Annotated in this window: 15 protein-coding genes; 11 read left to right on the top strand and 4 right to left on the bottom strand. The window is 62.0% G+C overall.

The window, feature by feature from the left end:
- Positions 1–158 precede the first annotated feature (158 nt).
- On the bottom strand, positions 159–707 hold the full coding sequence (locus ACW9HX_RS21245; protein WP_371320910.1) for a methyl-accepting chemotaxis protein: 549 nt from the start codon (positions 705–707) through the stop codon (positions 159–161).
- 1,449 nt (positions 708–2,156) lie between these two features.
- Positions 2,157–3,827, bottom strand: coding sequence for a diguanylate cyclase GcbA (gene gcbA / locus ACW9HX_RS21240; RefSeq protein WP_457382120.1), 1,671 nt, complete (start codon positions 3,825–3,827; stop codon positions 2,157–2,159).
- A gap of 416 nt (positions 3,828–4,243) precedes the next feature.
- Here gcbA and ACW9HX_RS21235 point away from each other — a divergent pair, with 416 nt between their 5' ends.
- The 7 genes from ACW9HX_RS21235 (at position 4,244) to ACW9HX_RS21205 (ending at position 11,824) form a co-directional block, all read left to right on the top strand.
- Positions 4,244–5,311 carry a DUF2333 family protein gene (locus ACW9HX_RS21235; protein WP_457382119.1) on the top strand — a complete coding sequence of 356 codons (1,068 nt, stop codon included), beginning with the start codon at positions 4,244–4,246 and terminating at the stop codon, positions 5,309–5,311.
- A 3-nt stretch (positions 5,312–5,314) separates the two neighbouring features.
- Entirely contained in the window at positions 5,315–5,872 is a 558-nt protein-coding gene (locus ACW9HX_RS21230; protein WP_457382118.1) for an NUDIX hydrolase, read from the top strand.
- Between the two features lie 187 nt (positions 5,873–6,059).
- Positions 6,060–6,431, top strand: coding sequence for a translation initiation factor Sui1 (locus tag ACW9HX_RS21225; protein WP_085732741.1), 372 nt, complete (start codon positions 6,060–6,062; stop codon positions 6,429–6,431).
- 219 nt (positions 6,432–6,650) lie between these two features.
- Positions 6,651–8,564, top strand: a complete 1,914-nt coding sequence (speA, locus tag ACW9HX_RS21220; RefSeq protein WP_457382117.1) for an arginine decarboxylase — start codon at positions 6,651–6,653, stop codon at positions 8,562–8,564.
- Between the two features lie 232 nt (positions 8,565–8,796).
- Positions 8,797–10,140 (top strand): type VI secretion system Vgr family protein, encoded by a 1,344-nt coding sequence (locus ACW9HX_RS21215; protein WP_457382116.1) that lies wholly within the window; start codon positions 8,797–8,799, stop codon positions 10,138–10,140.
- Positions 10,137–10,931, top strand: coding sequence for a DUF4123 domain-containing protein (locus ACW9HX_RS21210; protein ID WP_457382115.1), 795 nt, complete (start codon positions 10,137–10,139; stop codon positions 10,929–10,931). The genes ACW9HX_RS21215 and ACW9HX_RS21210 overlap by 4 nt, the downstream gene beginning before the upstream one ends.
- Before the next feature lie 17 nt (positions 10,932–10,948).
- A complete protein-coding gene (locus ACW9HX_RS21205) occupies positions 10,949–11,824 on the top strand; it encodes an alpha/beta hydrolase (protein ID WP_457382114.1) in 876 nt (291 codons plus the stop codon).
- On the opposite strand, the gene ACW9HX_RS21200 is transcribed toward ACW9HX_RS21205, so the two are convergent.
- Positions 11,818–13,167, bottom strand: a complete 1,350-nt coding sequence (locus ACW9HX_RS21200) for an MATE family efflux transporter (RefSeq protein WP_457382113.1) — start codon at positions 13,165–13,167, stop codon at positions 11,818–11,820. The two genes, ACW9HX_RS21205 and ACW9HX_RS21200, sit on opposite strands and share 7 nt — an antisense overlap.
- Positions 13,168–13,204: 37 nt before the next feature.
- The gene (locus ACW9HX_RS21195) at positions 13,205–13,498 is read right to left on the bottom strand and encodes a hypothetical protein (protein WP_457382112.1); all 294 of its coding nucleotides are present in this window, start codon (positions 13,496–13,498) and stop codon (positions 13,205–13,207) included.
- 145 nt (positions 13,499–13,643) lie between these two features.
- On the opposite strand from ACW9HX_RS21195, the gene ACW9HX_RS21190 reads away from it, so the two are divergent.
- The 4 genes from ACW9HX_RS21190 to ACW9HX_RS21175 are packed head-to-tail and all read left to right on the top strand — an operon-like array spanning position 13,644 to position 15,934.
- Positions 13,644–13,946, top strand: a complete 303-nt coding sequence (locus ACW9HX_RS21190) for a MazG-like family protein (protein WP_134825353.1) — start codon at positions 13,644–13,646, stop codon at positions 13,944–13,946.
- Entirely contained in the window at positions 13,946–14,695 is a 750-nt protein-coding gene (locus tag ACW9HX_RS21185; RefSeq protein ID WP_457382111.1) for a methyltransferase, read from the top strand. Before ACW9HX_RS21190 ends, ACW9HX_RS21185 begins: the two co-directional genes overlap by 1 nt.
- A 12-nt stretch (positions 14,696–14,707) precedes the next feature.
- Positions 14,708–15,322, top strand: coding sequence for a DUF4136 domain-containing protein (locus ACW9HX_RS21180; protein ID WP_457382110.1), 615 nt, complete (start codon positions 14,708–14,710; stop codon positions 15,320–15,322).
- Between the two features lie 54 nt (positions 15,323–15,376).
- Positions 15,377–15,934: a DUF4136 domain-containing protein gene (locus ACW9HX_RS21175; RefSeq protein WP_457382109.1), complete on the top strand. Its 558-nt coding sequence runs from the start codon at positions 15,377–15,379 to the stop codon at positions 15,932–15,934.
- Positions 15,935–16,015: the final 81 nt, after the last annotated feature.

Below are 16,015 nucleotides of genomic sequence, written 5' to 3'. Positions count from 1 at the left end.
ATGGGTGAGCCTCGTCAGAACCCGGCGACTATGCCGCAAAGACTTTGTGACTGTCCAGTTCTCTGCAATAGCCAGCACGATCTCCGATGTTTGCGCGAAATATGTGACTGAGTGACCAGATCCGGTCATTCACACTGCCAAAACCCGCAAAGTTGCGATCAAACGCGGAAAGCCTGAACCGCTGTATGCAGTTGCCCACCCAATACCAGCAGGTTCTCACCCTGTTCGCGTCCTTCGCCGATACGCAGCAGGTTATCCCCACCCAATTGGTGAATCCGTTCGCTGTGATCGCGGATTTCGCTGACCGCGCCGCTTTGCTGCGCTGTGACATCGGCGATGCGCACTGCCGTGTCGGAAATGGTCTGGATCGCGCCGACGATCTTGTCCAGCGCTCCGTCCGCCGATTGCGCCTGATTGGCCGTGGCTTCGGCGTGTTCGACCTGGGCGCGCATGCCTTCGACCGATTGTCGGGCGGCGGTTTGCAGGCCGGCAATCAAGGTCTGGATTTCTGCGGTGGCGCCGGCGGTGCGTTGCGCCAGTGAGCGGACTTCCTCTGCAACCACGGCGAAACCACGGCCCATTTCCCCGGCGCGGGCGGCTTCGATCGCCGCGTTGAGTGCCAGCAGGTTGGTCTGATCGGCGATCGAGCGGATCACCGTCAGCACGCCGCCGATGGTGGCCGATTCCTCCGCCAGGTGCTCGATCATCTGCGCATTGCCTTGCACTTCTTCTACCAGTGCATGCAGGCCGGTGAGGCTCAGGCCGATGACCTTTTGCCCATGCTCGACAGCCTGTCCCGCATGACGGCTGGCGTCTGCGGCCTGACGTGCATCCCCGGCCACTTGCTGGATGGTCGCTTCCAGTTCGCTCAGGGAATCGCGGATCAGCGCCGTATCGCCGGCCTGATGTTCGGCGCCGCTGTGCAGGTCATTGCTCAGCTCTGCGAGGGTGCGGCTGCTACCCGCCACTTGCTCGGCATTGCCGCGAATCGTCCCGACGAGGTCCACCAGATAGGCGCGCAGACGATTGAGCGACGCTTCGATGTCATGCAGCTCGCGATTGGTCTTGCCCAAGTGAATGTCGCGGCTGAAGTCGCCTTCGGCCCAGGTCGACAGCGCGGGCGCGAGATTGGTCAGAGTGCGGGCCAGGCGTCGCTGCAAGGTGTCGATCAGCAGGGCGATCAACAGGATCAGGCCGATCATCACGCCTTGCATCAGCCGCACTTCGCTCTGGATCTGGCCATGCTGGGCGCGCACTACTGGCTCCAGACCGGCGATGGCTTGTTGCACCGCGGCGATTTTCTGGTGGGTAGCGGTGCTCAGTTCGGTGCGTTTCTGGATCTGGTCGCGGGTGCGGGCCAGTTCTGCGGGGTATCGGCCGAGCAGGCTGTTGAGTTCGCGTTTGAGGCCGACACCGGCGTCTTCGGCGACTGCCTTTTCAGTGCTTTCAATGCCCATCATCGAGGCGAAATCGTCGCTGCCGGATTCACTGCGAGTGACCACGCCGAGCAGTGGCAGGGCATTGATCGCCTGGGCCTGGGTGCGGATGTTGGTGACTTCGCGCTCGACATCGGCAGCCAGTTCACTGCGTCCGCTGCTGACCAGTTTGTCCCGGGCCAGCGACAGCTTGCCCAGGTGTTGAGACGCCGCGAGCAATGGTGTCATGTAAGTCGAGTTGCCGCCGGCATAGGTGCTGAGCTGATCAAGGCTGGCGCTCAGTTCGCGCTCGGCCTGCAACAGCAAGGCCTGTGGATCGCCGGCCAGTTTGCCGGCCGCGAGCAGGTCGGTCTTGCTGAATTCTTCGAGGCTCGACAGGCTCGGGCGCAGGGTGTCGGCGAGTGCCGGGGGCAGTTCGCCGAGCTCTTTCTGCAAGCTGTCGATGGCCTGGCTGGCGCTGCTCAGGCGCAGGGCATCGCCGCTGCCGAGGTAGTCTTCGACATTGCGCGCGACTTCGTTCTGAAATTGCTGCGACAGCCCGAGATAGCGCTCCATCAACAGATAAGGGCGTTCGAGGGCTTTTTGCGACCACCAGAGCGTGGCGCCGAGGGCCACGCACACGGCGACCAGCAACAGCGTGTTGAGATTGGTGAGCAACTTCAGGCGCATGACGGCTACCAACGGCAGAAATGGTAAGCGCCTGAATTTATTGCGGTTCTGTTACAGGGTTATGACCGAATCGGTGGATTCCGGTGAAAAAGTGGCACTTTGCTTTGAGTCCCGCGCGGTCTGTACCCGATTGCGTCCTTCGCCCTTGGCACGGTACAGCGCCTCGTCGGCCTGGCTGGCCATCATCAGGCTGTCGGAGTCTTCGTGCATTTCCACCACCCCGGCGCTGAATGTGCACCACAGGTCGTGGGGCTGGGCCGGGTAATGGATTTCGGCGAAGCGCTGGCGGATTTCATCGAGCACTTTGTGCGCAGCTTCTATATCGGTGTCGGGCATGACGATGGCGAATTCTTCGCCGCCGTAACGGCCGATGAAATCGGTCTTGCGCAGACGCTGCTTGAGGAACAGCGCCAGGCTCTTGATCACCCGGTCGCCCATGGGATGGCCGTGGCTGTCGTTGACCCGTTTGAAGTGATCGATGTCGAGCATCGCAAAACTCAGCGGCTTGTTTTCGCGGCGGGCGCGGAACGAGCAATCTTCAAGCAATTGCAGGATGTGCGTGTGGTTGTACAGGCCGGTGAGGCTGTCGCGGACCATTCGTGCCTTGAGATTGCGTGCGCGGGCGGCGCGGTTGCGCACGGTGGTGATCAGGTGGCGCGGCTTGATCGGCTTGGTCAGAAAGTCGTCGCCGCCCTCGCTCATGGCGTCGAGCTGCTTGTCCAGGTCGTCTTCGGCCGACAGATAAATGATCGGCACGCTGACGTAGCGGTCGTTGTGGCGAATGACCTTGGCCAGTTCTGTACCGGTGCATGCCGGCATGTACATGTCGAGGATGATCAGGTCCGGCTGGAAATCCGCCAGCTCGGCCATGGCCTGAATCGGTTCGATCAGTGTGCGGGTGACAATCCCGGCGCTGTTGAGCAGTCGCTCGGTGTGCATGGCCTGGGCGCGGGAGTCGTCGATGATCAGCACTTTATAAGGTTCGTACTGAGCGACGCAGGTCAGGACTTCGATTTTTTCCAGCAGGCTCGAGGCTTCGAGGGTGCCGGTGAGAAACTCCTGACCGCCGGCGCGCACGGCGGCGAGGCGGGTCGGGGTGTCGGTTTCATGCAGGCTGAAGAACAGCAGCGGCAATGGTTCTTCCAGACCTTGCTGGGCTTCGGCGGCGAGTTTCAGACCGACGCCGGCTCCGCTGAAATCCACGTCCATGACGATAGCGGCCGGAAGGCGCTCGACCATCGATGAGCGAAACGCCGATACGCTGTCCAGCGCCTGGGCGCTGAGACCGAAGAACTCCAGTTGCTTGGCCAGCCGCTCGGCGCGGTCGTGATCCTGAAGCATCACATAGATCGGTTTGCGCAGGGGCGGAAGGAAGGTCTGGTCGAGCTGGTCGCCATGGCGCAGACCGGTGCGCGACAGGCGCTGCATCAAACGATTGAGGTCGGTGATCAGGCCGCTGCTCAGGCGCCCGCGATTGGCGTCCACCGCTTCCAGCGACTGGCTGATGTGGTGAGCCAGTTGGGTGTGCTCGGGCTGTTCGAAGCGCTCGGCAAAACGCAGCAGGCGCAGATTGGCCTCGCTCAGTTCGGCGAGGTCGGCAGTGGACCACTCACTGCGTTGCAGGCGCTGCCATATCTCAAGAATCTGACGTGCCTGATGAATTACCCGCTGGGCAAAGTGGTGCTTGAGGCGCTCACGGCTGGGGTCTTCTGGCTCGGTCATATCCTGACTACTAGTTAGGGTGCATGCTGAGATCGACTGGTGGCTCTATGCTAGCACCTCTTTCCGGTTCCATGAGTGTCGTACGTCAATAATCTGCGGTGCGTCACTATTCAGTTTCTGACCGGCGGGTTTCGACTCAAACCGGATCGTCGGGAAAGTCCCCGTGAACAGGGCGCTTCGTGGCACCTCGATAATCAGGTTCTGCCGAAGGTGCTAGATGAAAACCTGAGGGTTCACGAATTTTTCCGTTGGTATCGACAAAGATTTCTCAGGGCGACAGCTATCAGGGAATCCCTTAGCGCACGACGGCAGGCCCAAAGAGTCAGCTACTGTCATTATTGACGGGTGCGACCCGCAGGCACGTTGTTGTATGGTTGCTGTCGAATCGTTGAACCCAAGATTGAAAGGATATCGCCATGCTGGACTGGAAGAATCGCGCGGGCAGCGCGCCCGAACGTGCCGCTGAGCCGAAATCGGCCGCGCGCAGCTATGTGGGTGGCCTGTTGTTCAGCCGCGCGCTGGCCACGCTGGTCGGTATTTACCTGTTGGTGACCATCGGGCTGGGCTGGTACTGGAGTGAAGAGCCGGCACTGTTCCCGGTGGCGCAGAACGCACAGCTTGCCGCCGAGAAAGAAGGCAAGCAGATGGTGGTTGGCTACACCACCGTCGAAACCCTCAAGACCGTCGCCGGCACGCTGCTGAACAAGCCGGGCGGCTACATTTCCAATGACCGCTTCCCGCCTGGCCTGTGGATGGACAACATGCCGAGCTGGGAATATGGCGTGCTGGTGCAGGTGCGCGACCTGACCCGTGCCTTGCGCAAGGACTTCGCCCGCTCGCAGTCGCAATCGGCTGAAGACGCCGATCTGGCCAAGGCCGAACCGCGTTTCAACTTCGACAACAAGAGCTGGATCCTGCCGTCCAGCGAGTCGGAATACCAGGAAGGCATCAATTCCCTGAGCCGTTATCAGGCGCGCCTGTCTGACCCGACGCAAAAGAACGCACTGTTCTACGCCCGCGCCGACAACCTGAACAACTGGCTGGGGGATGTCGGGACTCGTCTCGGTTCGTTGTCGCAACGACTGTCAGCGAGTGTTGGCCGGGTCAAGCTCAACACCGCGCTGAAAACCGAAGTCCCGGCGGTGGGCGAAGTGCCGCAGGTTGACGAGGAAGTCGTCGAAACCCCGTGGATGCAGATCGACAACGTGTTCTATGAAGCCCGCGGCCAGGCCTGGGCGCTGTCGCACCTGCTGCGCGCCATCGAAGTCGATTTCGCCGACGTGCTGGCGAAGAAGAACGCCACGGTCAGCGTGCGCCAGATCATTCGTGAACTGGAGGCCTCGCAGGAACCGGTGTGGAGCCCGATGATCCTCAACGGCAGCGGTTTTGGCGTTCTGGCCAACCACTCGCTGGTGATGGCCAACTACATTTCCCGGGCCAACGCCGCCGTGATCGATCTTCGTCAATTGCTCAATCAGGGCTGAGTCATGAGCGACAACGCCAGAGAGGCGGCCCACCGGGCGGCCTCGGATGCCGAACAGATCGCCTGGGTCGACGAGCAGGACAACCTGCTCGGCGCGCTGGTGCGTTCCGACTTGCGTGAGCGCGGGCTGATCGGGCGCGGCACCTACATCATGCTGTTCAACTCCGCCGGTGAACTCTGTGTCCATCGACGGACCCTGAGCAAAGCCATCTATCCCGGCTACTGGGATGTGGCGGCAGGCGGCATGGTGCAGGCGAACGAGACCTACGCCGAGTCGGCGGCCCGAGAGCTGGAAGAGGAATTGGGGGTCAGTGGCGTCGAACTGACGGCCCATGACCACTTCTTCTTCGAAGACACCGGCAATCGTCTGTGGTGCTCGGCGTTTTCGGCGGTGTGGGACGGGCCATTGATCCTGCAGCCGGAGGAGGTGCTCGAAGCGCGCTTCATTCCGGTCGATCAAGTGATGCTGGAAATCGAGCAAAAGCCTTATTGCCCGGACTCTCTGGCGGCCTTGAAGCGCTATCTGAAGGCTCAACAAAGCGACGTCGCAAAGAACTCATAAATTGGCGCCGATTGGCACTTAGCAATCGGCGTTTTTGCCGTTACACTGCGCGACCTTTTCAAGCTGTGCCGGGCTGCTTTTATTGAAGAACCGGTGCAGTAGCGCTGCCCCTGCCTGAGTGGGGCTTCGCGGTCGATAGCCTTGCCCAAGGCTGCGATCAGTCTTTGTCCTCCCGAGAGGATTGCCGGTGGCCAAAAAAGCCGCATCCTTCGCCGCCCTGGGCGGCCTGGTATTTTCCACCGACGCAGGTCGTCATTGCCCGGAATGCAGTAAGCCGGTGGACGCCTGTATCTGCAGACAAACCGTGATTCCGGCCGGCGACGGCATTGCCCGCGTGCGTCGCGAGAGCAAGGGCCGTGGCGGCAAGACGGTGACCACCATTACCGGCGTGCCCCTGGCCGAAGACGCTCTCAAAGAGCTGGCGACAACGTTGAAGAAGCGTTGCGGCACCGGCGGTGCGTTGAAAGACGGGGTCATCGAGATCCAGGGCGATCATGTCGAGCTACTCTTGGCCGAGTTGATCAAGCACGGTTTCAAGGCGAAGAAGTCCGGCGGCTAGCAGCCTCTGTGAAAACCACCAGCGGCTTGCTCCGGTGCTGATTGTCATCAGTTCCGACGTCGTCTCCATGGTTTTCACAGAGCCTGTTCATGACCGGTTTCTAAACTCAACGCTGTCAGCGCGGTCTACCGCCCCGCTGACGAACCGTCATTTTCATTCTTTAGACTGCGCCGGCCTGCAATCAGGCGACGCACTATGACTTCTTTATAGGGGACTTCGATGTCCGTACGACGCACACGCAAAGACGATGGCAGCCAATGGACAGTTGCGGACAGCCGCAGTGTTTACGGGATTCGCCATTGGGGGGCCGGGTATTTCGCGATCAATGACGCCGGTCGCGTCGAAGTTCGTCCGAACGGCCCGAGCAGTTCACCGATCGATCTGTTCGAGCAAGTCGACCAGTTGCGCAAGAGCGGCCTGTCGTTGCCGTTGCTGGTGCGTTTCCCCGACATCCTGCAAGACCGTGTCCGTCAGCTGACCGGTGCGTTCGATGCCAACATCGAGCGTCTGGAATACCAGAGCAAATACACCGCGCTGTACCCGATCAAGGTCAACCAGCAAGAAGCGGTGATCGAGAACATCATCGCCACCCAGAACGTCTCCATCGGTCTGGAAGCCGGCTCCAAGCCTGAGCTGCTGGCCGTGCTGGCGCTGGCACCGAAGGGCGGCACCATTGTCTGCAACGGTTACAAGGACCGTGAGTTCATCCGTCTGGCGCTGATGGGCCAGAAGCTCGGCCACAACGTGTTCATCGTGATCGAGAAAGAATCCGAAGTCGGTCTGGTGATCGAAGAAGCCGCCTCGCTCAAGGTCAAGCCACAGGTCGGCCTGCGTGTTCGTCTGTCGTCGCTGGCTTCGTCGAAGTGGGCTGACACTGGTGGCGAGAAATCCAAGTTCGGCCTGTCGGCGGCGCAACTGCTGTCGGTGGTCGAGCGCTTCCGCGCCGCCGGCCTGGATCAGGGCATCCGCCTGCTGCACTTCCACATGGGTTCGCAGATCGCCAACCTGGCGGACTACCAGCACGGCTTCAAGGAAGCGATCCGTTACTACGGTGAACTGCGCAACCTGGGCCTGCCGGTCGATCACATCGACGTCGGTGGCGGTCTGGGTGTCGACTACGACGGTACCCACTCGCGCAACGCCAGTTCGATCAACTACGACATGGATGACTACGCCGGTGTCGTGGTCGGCATGCTCAAGGAATTCTGCGATGCGCAGAGCCTGCCGCATCCGAACATTTTCTCCGAAAGTGGCCGTTCGCTGACCGCTCACCACGCGATGCTGGTGGTGCAGGTGACCGACGTCGAGAAGCACAACGACGACGTGCCGCAGATCGAGAACAAGGAAGCGCTGCCGGAAACCGTGCAATGGCTGGTTGATCTGCTCGGCCCGACCGATATCGAAATGGTCACCGAAACCTACTGGCGCGCCACTCACTACATGAGCGACGTGGCCGCCCAGTACGCCGATGGCAAACTGACCCTGGCCGAGAAAGCCCTGGCCGAACAGTGCTATTTCGCTGTGTGCCGTCGTCTGCACAACTCGCTGAAGGCGCGTCAGCGTTCGCACCGTCAGGTGCTGGACGAACTCAACGACAAGCTGGCCGACAAGTACATCTGCAACTTCTCGGTGTTCCAGAGCCTGCCGGACACCTGGGCCATCGGCCAGGTGTTGCCGATTCTGCCGCTGCACCGTCTCGACGAAGAGCCACTGCGTCGTGCCGTCCTGCAAGACCTGACCTGCGACTCCGACGGCAAGATCAAGCAATACGTCGACGAGCAGAGCATCGAGACCAGTCTGCCGGTGCACGGGTTGAATGAAGGCGAGGACTATCTGCTGGGTATCTTCCTGGTGGGCGCCTATCAGGAAATTCTCGGCGACATGCACAACCTGTTCGGTGACACCGATTCGGTGAACATCTACCAGAACGCCGATGGCAGCGTGTATCACGCCGGGATCGAAACCCACGACACCATCGAAGACATGCTGCGCTACGTGCACCTGTCGCCGGAAGAACTGATGACCCACTACCGCGACAAGTGCGCCAGTGCCCGTATCAGCGCTACCGAGCGTACCCAGTTCCTCGATGCGCTGCGCCTGGGTCTGACCCGTTCCTCCTACCTGTCTTCCTGACGTCAGGTTCCAAATCCATCAGGTTGTCTGAAATTGTTCCGCATGTGGCGGAAGTTTCGGATGACCTGATGAGACTTCTCTTTTTCTGCCAGCGAAATGGCCTTCATCCTCACAAGAAAAGTGATGTCGTCTGCTTTTCGCGTAGGTCATTTCCTAATCTGTACTTCGGCTCTCTACTCGGCCATGGCTCTCGGCGAGAATCCCCGGCCGCCCCTCCTGTAGAGATTCGCCCATGTTCGATCCAGCCGACGAGTCGTCGTTTCGTCTCGATGTCGCGGGTCTGTCCGCTCCGCTCGAAGTCCTGGCCTTTACCGGTTGCGAGGCGATCAGCGAGCCTTTTGCGTTCGAAATCGATCTGTTGATCGACGATCCTCATCTTGACCTTGCCGGCCTGCTGTACCGCCCGGCACGTCTGTGCTTCGGGCCTCCGGGGAACGGCGTGCACGGACAGTTGCAGAGCCTCGTCCAGCATGAACATGGCCATGGCGCCAGGTTGTGCCGGGCGCGACTGGGCCCGAAACTGAGTTGTCTGGGGCTGCGCCATAGCCAGCGAATCTTCAGCGGCCGGTCGGTGCCGCAGATCCTCGATCAGGTGCTCAGGGAGCACGGCATCACCGGCCACCAGCGTCGGTTCGAATTGCAGGCCGAGCACCCGTCCCGCACGTTCTGCACCCAATACGACGAATCGGATCTGCAACTGGTGCAGCGCTTGTGCGCGCAGTCGCGGATCCACTATCACTTCGAGCATGGGCGCGAGAAACATTGCCTGGTGTTCGGTGACGATCCGGCGTTGTTGCCGCAGACCGGTCGGGTGAGTTTCGCCGCTGACGGGCCTGCGCCGGCGGTGCGCCGCTGGCTGATGCGGGAACAGGCCCTGGGGCCCGGTGAATACGCCCAGCGGGCCCGAACGGCGCAGGGACATTCCGATGTGCCAACCCTGCGTTGCGGTCGGTGGCTGAGTGTGGCCCCTCAGCCGTTTGCAGGGTGCGACACGCACTGGCTGTTGACCCGAATCGAGCATCGCGCCGATCAGATGCTCGAACCCTCCTACAGCAACCGGCTCTGCGCCGTCGACCACTTGCAGGTGTGTGAGCCGGATGTCGAACGTACGGCATTGCGCATGGGCAGTCTGCAACGGGCCTGGGTGGTGGCGGTCGATGAGCCGCGGCCGGATCGCTCACGGCCGGTCGCGGTGCAGTTCGACTGGCTCTATCAGGGCGAAGGGGCGAAACCCAGTCACTGCTGGCTGCCACTGGCACCCGCGTTGGCGGATACGGCACTGACGTCATTGCGTGAAGGTGTCGAAGTGGTGGTGAGTTTTGTCGAAGGCGATCCCGAGCAACCGGTGATCAGTGGTGTCCTGCAGCCGGCGACAACCACTGAGGCACATGAGGATGACGAACCACCGCCGCTGCCCGACATTCTGGCGAGTGAAGGCCTGGCGCCATGGCTGAGTACGGGCGAGCCTTTGTTGCTGTTGTGCCTGATGCCGGGGGGCGGCAGCTACCGGCACTGTCGTGAGTCGGTGTGCAGCTGCCGACTGGTCGCCGGGCTCAGCCCTGGCGATGGACGATGAGCGGCAAGGCGCCAGGGCAGAGTGCGCAATGGCTTTTGCTGGATGTCATGCATGCACCGCAAGCGTCGAGCGTATTGCGCCGGGGGTTCACTGGTGTACCGAGCCTGAGGCTGTTTGACGGCACGGAGTTCCAGCTCGTGTGCGAGCAGGGGCCGTTGTTGGTCGATCTGCGTGACAGTCCGGTGCTGTCGGCGTTGTGTCACACCGACCCGCAGACCTGGTGCGGGCTGTTGCTGGGCAGCGATGCCTCGACCGAATCATTGCGTGAGCATTTGCAGCGGATGCTGACGGTTTCCGTCGGCCTGAATCATCGTGCGCTGCTCAATTACTACGACCGGCAGACCGCCAGCTACTTTTTCGACGCCTGCGATGCCCGCCAGTTGAGCCGCTGGCTCGGGCCGATCAGTTGGTTGCGCTGGTTCGGCGGCACCTGGGCCGACCGGGCGAGCGGCAGCCTGGGCTGGCAACAATTGCGCAACCCGGGCCTGGACGTCGAGCCACTGAAGATTGAACAGGGGCTTACCCGTCATCAGCGCGAGCGGCTGCATCGCTGCCTGCTGGAACAACATGTTTGGCGCTGGAGCCAATCGACGGGAACCGACTACCGCACCTTGTCCTCCCACGTTGAACAAGGCCTGACATTGGGTTTCAGCGAGCGGGCCGTGCTGGACGACTGGTTGTGGCTACGCTTGCAGCATCCGCGCGCAGAACTGGTGCAACTGCCACAAGGATTGACCCAGCAGGAGCGGCTCGATCATCTGCGTCGACGCTGGCAGAACAATCAACCCTGACACGAGGTTTTGCGCGCATGGCCCACTTTTTACGGCATTGGTTGTGCGCGATCCCTGCCGTTTTTCTGCTGTTGGTACTCAGTGGTTGTTCGCCACTGAAAATGCTCGACGGCCTGACGCCCGAGGACAGCTACGTCAGAACCGCGGACATTGCCTACGGAGAGGATCCGCGTCAGAAGCTCGATGTCTACGTGCCGCGCCATCTGCTCGAAGACGCCCCGGTGGTGGTGTTTTTCTATGGTGGCAGCTGGAACAGCGGCGACCGTGGCGATTACCGGTTTGTCGGCGAGGCGCTGGCTTCACGGGGCATCGTGGCGGTGCTGGCGGACTATCGCTTGTATCCGCAGGTGCGTTACCCGTTGTTTCTCGAGGACGGGGCTCGCGCCGTCGCGTGGACCAAGGCCCATATCCACGGATTTTCCGGCGATCCCGGGCGGCTGTACCTGATGGGGCACAGTTCCGGGGCCTACAACGCGTCGATGCTGGCGCTGGATCCGCGACTGTTGGGCGCGGTCGGGATGTCGCCGTCGGACCTGAGTGGCTGGATCGGCCTGGCCGGCCCCTACGATTTCCTGCCGATCAAGAATCCGCAAGTGCGTCCGGTGTTTTTCTGGCCGGACTCACCGCCGCAATCGCAGCCGATCCGGCATGTCAGCCCCGGTGCGCCACCGGCCTTGCTGATAGCCGCGAGCCGGGACAGTCTGGTCGATCCGACCCGCAATACCGGCGGGCTGGCGCGGACACTGCGCGAGGCCGGTGTGCCCGCGCAGGATTTGTACTATGCCCGGCCCAACCACGCGACGCTGGTGGCAACCTTGTCGCGGCCATTGCGCTGGCTTTCGCCGGTACTGGATCAGGTTGTCGGTTTTATCCGGCACACGCCGCCTCAGTGAGCGGCGCCGGCAAACCAGCCGTCGTTGCGCCGCAGTCGCCACGCCAATGTGCCCAGAGTCAGGCTGCGCAGCACCATGAACAGCAGGAATGAAATCCACAGCCCGTGATTGCCCAGTCCGCTCAACGCCCAGGCAAAAGGCAGCAATAGAATGACCGTCAGCAGCATGCCGTTGCGCATTTCCCGGGCGCGGGTGGCGCCGATGAACAGGCCGTCGAGCAAGTAGCTCCAGACCGCAATCAACGGCAGGACGGCGAGATAGGGCAGATAGATGAACGCGGTCTCGCGCACGCTCTGAATGTTGGTCTGCATCTCGATGAACAGGTGCCCGGCAAACAGGAACAGCGCGGCGAACCCCAGGCTGGCGAGCAGCGACCAGCCGCCGGCCACCACCAGCGAGCGGCGCAGGGCGAGGCGGTCACGTGCGCCGATGGCATGCCCGCACAAGGCTTCGACCGCGTGGGCCAGTCCGTCCAGCGCATGGGCGGTCAGCAGCAGGCCGTTGAGCAGCAGTGCGTTGGCCGCGACGGTGGCATCACCCAGTCGCGCGCCCTGAACGGTGATCAGGAAAAACACCGATTGCAGCGCCAGGCTGCGGATGAAGATATCGCGGTTGACCCCCAGCAGCGGTCGCCAGCTCTGCCACACCTTCAACGCCGCCCAGACGATGTGCCCGGGATAAGCGCGCAGGGCCTTGCGGGTCAGCGCCAGGCCAAGCAGGGCGCCGCTCCATTCGGCGATCACCGAGGCACGGGCCGATCCGACCACGCCCCAGTCCAGACCGATGACGAACCACAGGTTCAGCACGATATTGATCAGGTTGGTCGTCAGCAGAATCGCCAGCGGCGCCCGGGCGTTCTGGGTGCCGAGAAACCAGCCGACCAGCGCATAACTGGCCAGCGCCGCCGGGAGCCCGAACAGGCGCGTATGGAAGAAGTCGCGGGTCAGTTGATTGAGTTCCGGCGACGGCTGCATGAAATGCAGGGCGACACCGCTCAGCGGCACGCCCACGGCACCCAGCAGCAACGCCAGCCCCATCGCCAGCAACAGGCCTTGCAGCAGAATCTGCCGCAGCGCCGCGCCATCGCTGCGCCCGGCAGCCTGTGCGGCGAACCCGGTGGTGCCCATGCGCAGGAAACCCATGGCCCAGGCCAGAAAGGTATACAGGCTGGCTCCGACCGCCACCGCACCCAACTGATGGGCATGGGGCAGGTGACCGATGACGGTGCTATCGACCAGCGCCACCAGCGGCACGGAAATGTTCGAAAGGATCATGGGGGCGGCGAGGGCCCAGACCCTGCGATGGGTCGGGCGGTCGCGCCAGTCGGCGATCAGGTTGGACATGCGGGCTCCTTGGGGAGCGGCATTGTAGCGGGTGGGGTCAGTGAATGATCCAGCTCAACAGCCATAACCCGAGCAGCAACCAGATGATTCCCGCAATGATCGACGCGTTCATGAAAGCGCGGATCGCCGACCACAGCAGCATCAGCCCGACGATCAACGCGATGATGCTGATGATCGAAGTGTCCATGCCCAGCGCCTTCGCCAGTCCGTCGACGAAGTTGCCACCGGCATTGCTCAACAGACTGAACAGGCCGCTCAGGCCGTCGACGATGAAGCGGATGATCGAGCCGAGCGCCTGGCCCAGCCATTCGAAAAAGCTTTCTACCTGCATGTTTGCATCCTGATGAAAGAGCTGAGCCTTGGGCCGCGCCGGGGGCGGCCGAGTTCCCTGCAAGCATAGAGGGTTTGCCGGGTGGTGGCTGCCCCTTGCCTTCGTGCAGCATCCCCCCGAAGCTATACGCCTTCAGGAGAAATCGATGAACCTTGTTGAACTGACCGAACGCCTGCACGCCATTCGCGACCGCAATGACTGGCGGCAATTTCACAGCCCGAAAAACCTGGCCATGGCGGCCAGCGTGGAAATGTCCGAGCTGGTGGAAATCTTCCAGTGGCTGAGCGAAGACCAGTCGCGCGAATTGCCCGCGGACAAACTGGCCCATGCCGGCCAGGAAGTCGGTGACATCGTCCTTTATCTGTTGCTGCTGTGCAGCGAGCTGGGGCTGGACATGAATGAAGTGGTGCGCAGCAAGCTCGCCGACAGCGAACGGCGGTTCAGCTGATGAGCGACCGTCATTTCGATCAATTGGCGACCCGCTTTGCCGAGAAAATCTACGGTGGTACCAAAGGCGCGATTCGTCTCGCGGTGTTGCAGGCCGATCTTGCCGAATCCCTGCCGGATCGCCCGTTGCGGGTGCTGGACATCGGTGGCGGTCTGGGCCACATGTCGCTGTGGCTGGCCGAGCGCGGGCACGATGTGACCTTCACCGAGCCGGCTGAGCCGATGCTCGAAGGCGCGCGCCAGCGTTTCGCCGAGGCCGGGCAGACTGCGACATTCATTCAGGCGCCGTGGCAGGAACTGCTCGGTCAACTCACCGAACCCTATGACGTGGTGATCTGCCACGCCGTGCTCGAATGGCTGGCCGAACCCCACGCGATCCTGCCGGTGTTGCATCAACTGACCAAACCCGGCGGCTGGCTGTCGCTGGCGTTTTACAACCGTGATGCGCTGGTCTACCGCAACCTGCTCAAAGGCCATTTCAAGAAAATGCGCAAGAACGACATGGCCGGCGAAAAGCAGAGTCTGACCCCGCAGCAGCCGCTGGATCCTCGGGAGCTGGCCACGCAACTCGAAGGCATGTGGCAGGTCGAAACTCAGAGCGGGGTGCGGGTTTTCCACGACTACATGCCGGTGGAATTCCAGGCCCGCGCCGAGTTGATTGATTTGCTCGAAATGGAGCTCGCCCACCGTCGTCACCCAAGCTTCGCCGGGCTTGGGCGCTACTTGCACTGGATCTGCCGGCCGATCTGATCGGAGCGTGAAATGAAAGGTCATTCAGGGTTACTGCTGATCTGTCTGGGGTTGGCCGCGTGCCAGGGCAGCAACCCCTATGTGGCGCAGTCGCGGCCATTGCCGCCGGCGCCACCGCAAGCCGCGACCACTTTCGACCGCAGCGCTTATCCCGCGCCGCCACGGGATTACGGACGCTACCGCAGTTGGGCGTGGCTCAATGGGCGCTTGCCTCCAGGCACCGCGTGGGCGGATTCGGCGCAAGTGGCCGAGGCGGTGAGCAATGCGCTGGACCAGCGCGGCTTGCGCCCGTTGCATGACAATCGCCCGGCCGACCTGTTTGTCAGTGCCAACCTGAGTCTGGAAACCCGCCTGCGCCAGGTCCAGGACGATTACGGCTACTACGGCGGCGGATACGGTGGCTATGACCGTTACGGCCGCGGCTACGGGATGTACAACACGGTGCCGATCGTACGTACCTATCAGGAACAGGTCGTGGTGGTGCGGGTCGATCTGTTCGATGCCGGCAGCGGTCAGCCGGTCTGGAGTGCCAGCGCCGAAACCGGCACCCAGGGCAACCAGAGTGACCGGGCCGATGCGATCCGGGAGGCTGTCGAAAAGGCGATGTCGGCGTATCCTCCCAGTTAGCTTCCCGTGAACCGGAAGCTCCCTCAGGTTCATGTTTTCCACCGGAGAAAAACCATGTTCCGCCGTTTTGTTTTACTGACCATGGCCGCGCTGCTCAGTGCGTGTGCCGCGAACCAGGTCAATCATGACTTCGACGCCAGCCGCGACTTTGCCGCCTACCGCAGCTGGAGCTGGAAAGAACCCGCCCTGCAATACCGTCCCGACGATCCACGGATCAAGAGCGACCTGACCGAACAGCGCATCCGCCAGTCCGTCGCCGATCAGCTTGACCAGCGCGGCCTGCGTCCGGCCGCTGCGGGCAGCAAAGGTGACTTGAATGTGCAGACCTACCTGATCGTCGAGGATCGCCAGCAACAGGTGACGACCAATTACGGCGGCGGTTGGGGTGGCCCATGGAACGGTTACTGGGGCGCACCGATGTACAACGAAACCCGCAACATCACCTATAAGGTCGCGACCATTCAGGTTGACCTGCTCGACGGCAAGGACGGCAAACTGGTGTGGCGTGGCAGCGATGAACAAATGCTCAGCCGCACGCCGAACCCGGCGGATCGCAGCAATGCCATTCGCGAGACGGTGACCCGGATCCTGTCGAATTACCCTCCGCGCTGAGCCTGCGCAAACAAAACGGGAGCAAAGCAGACTGTGTGAAAACCTAGCAATCTGCGCGGTGCTCAAAGAAAATGCTCCGTA

This window comes from Pseudomonas sp. SDO52101_S400 (assembly GCF_054071635.1).
Note: the sequence above shows the minus strand (reverse complement) of the source record. Positions and strands in the feature narration are given on the sequence as shown.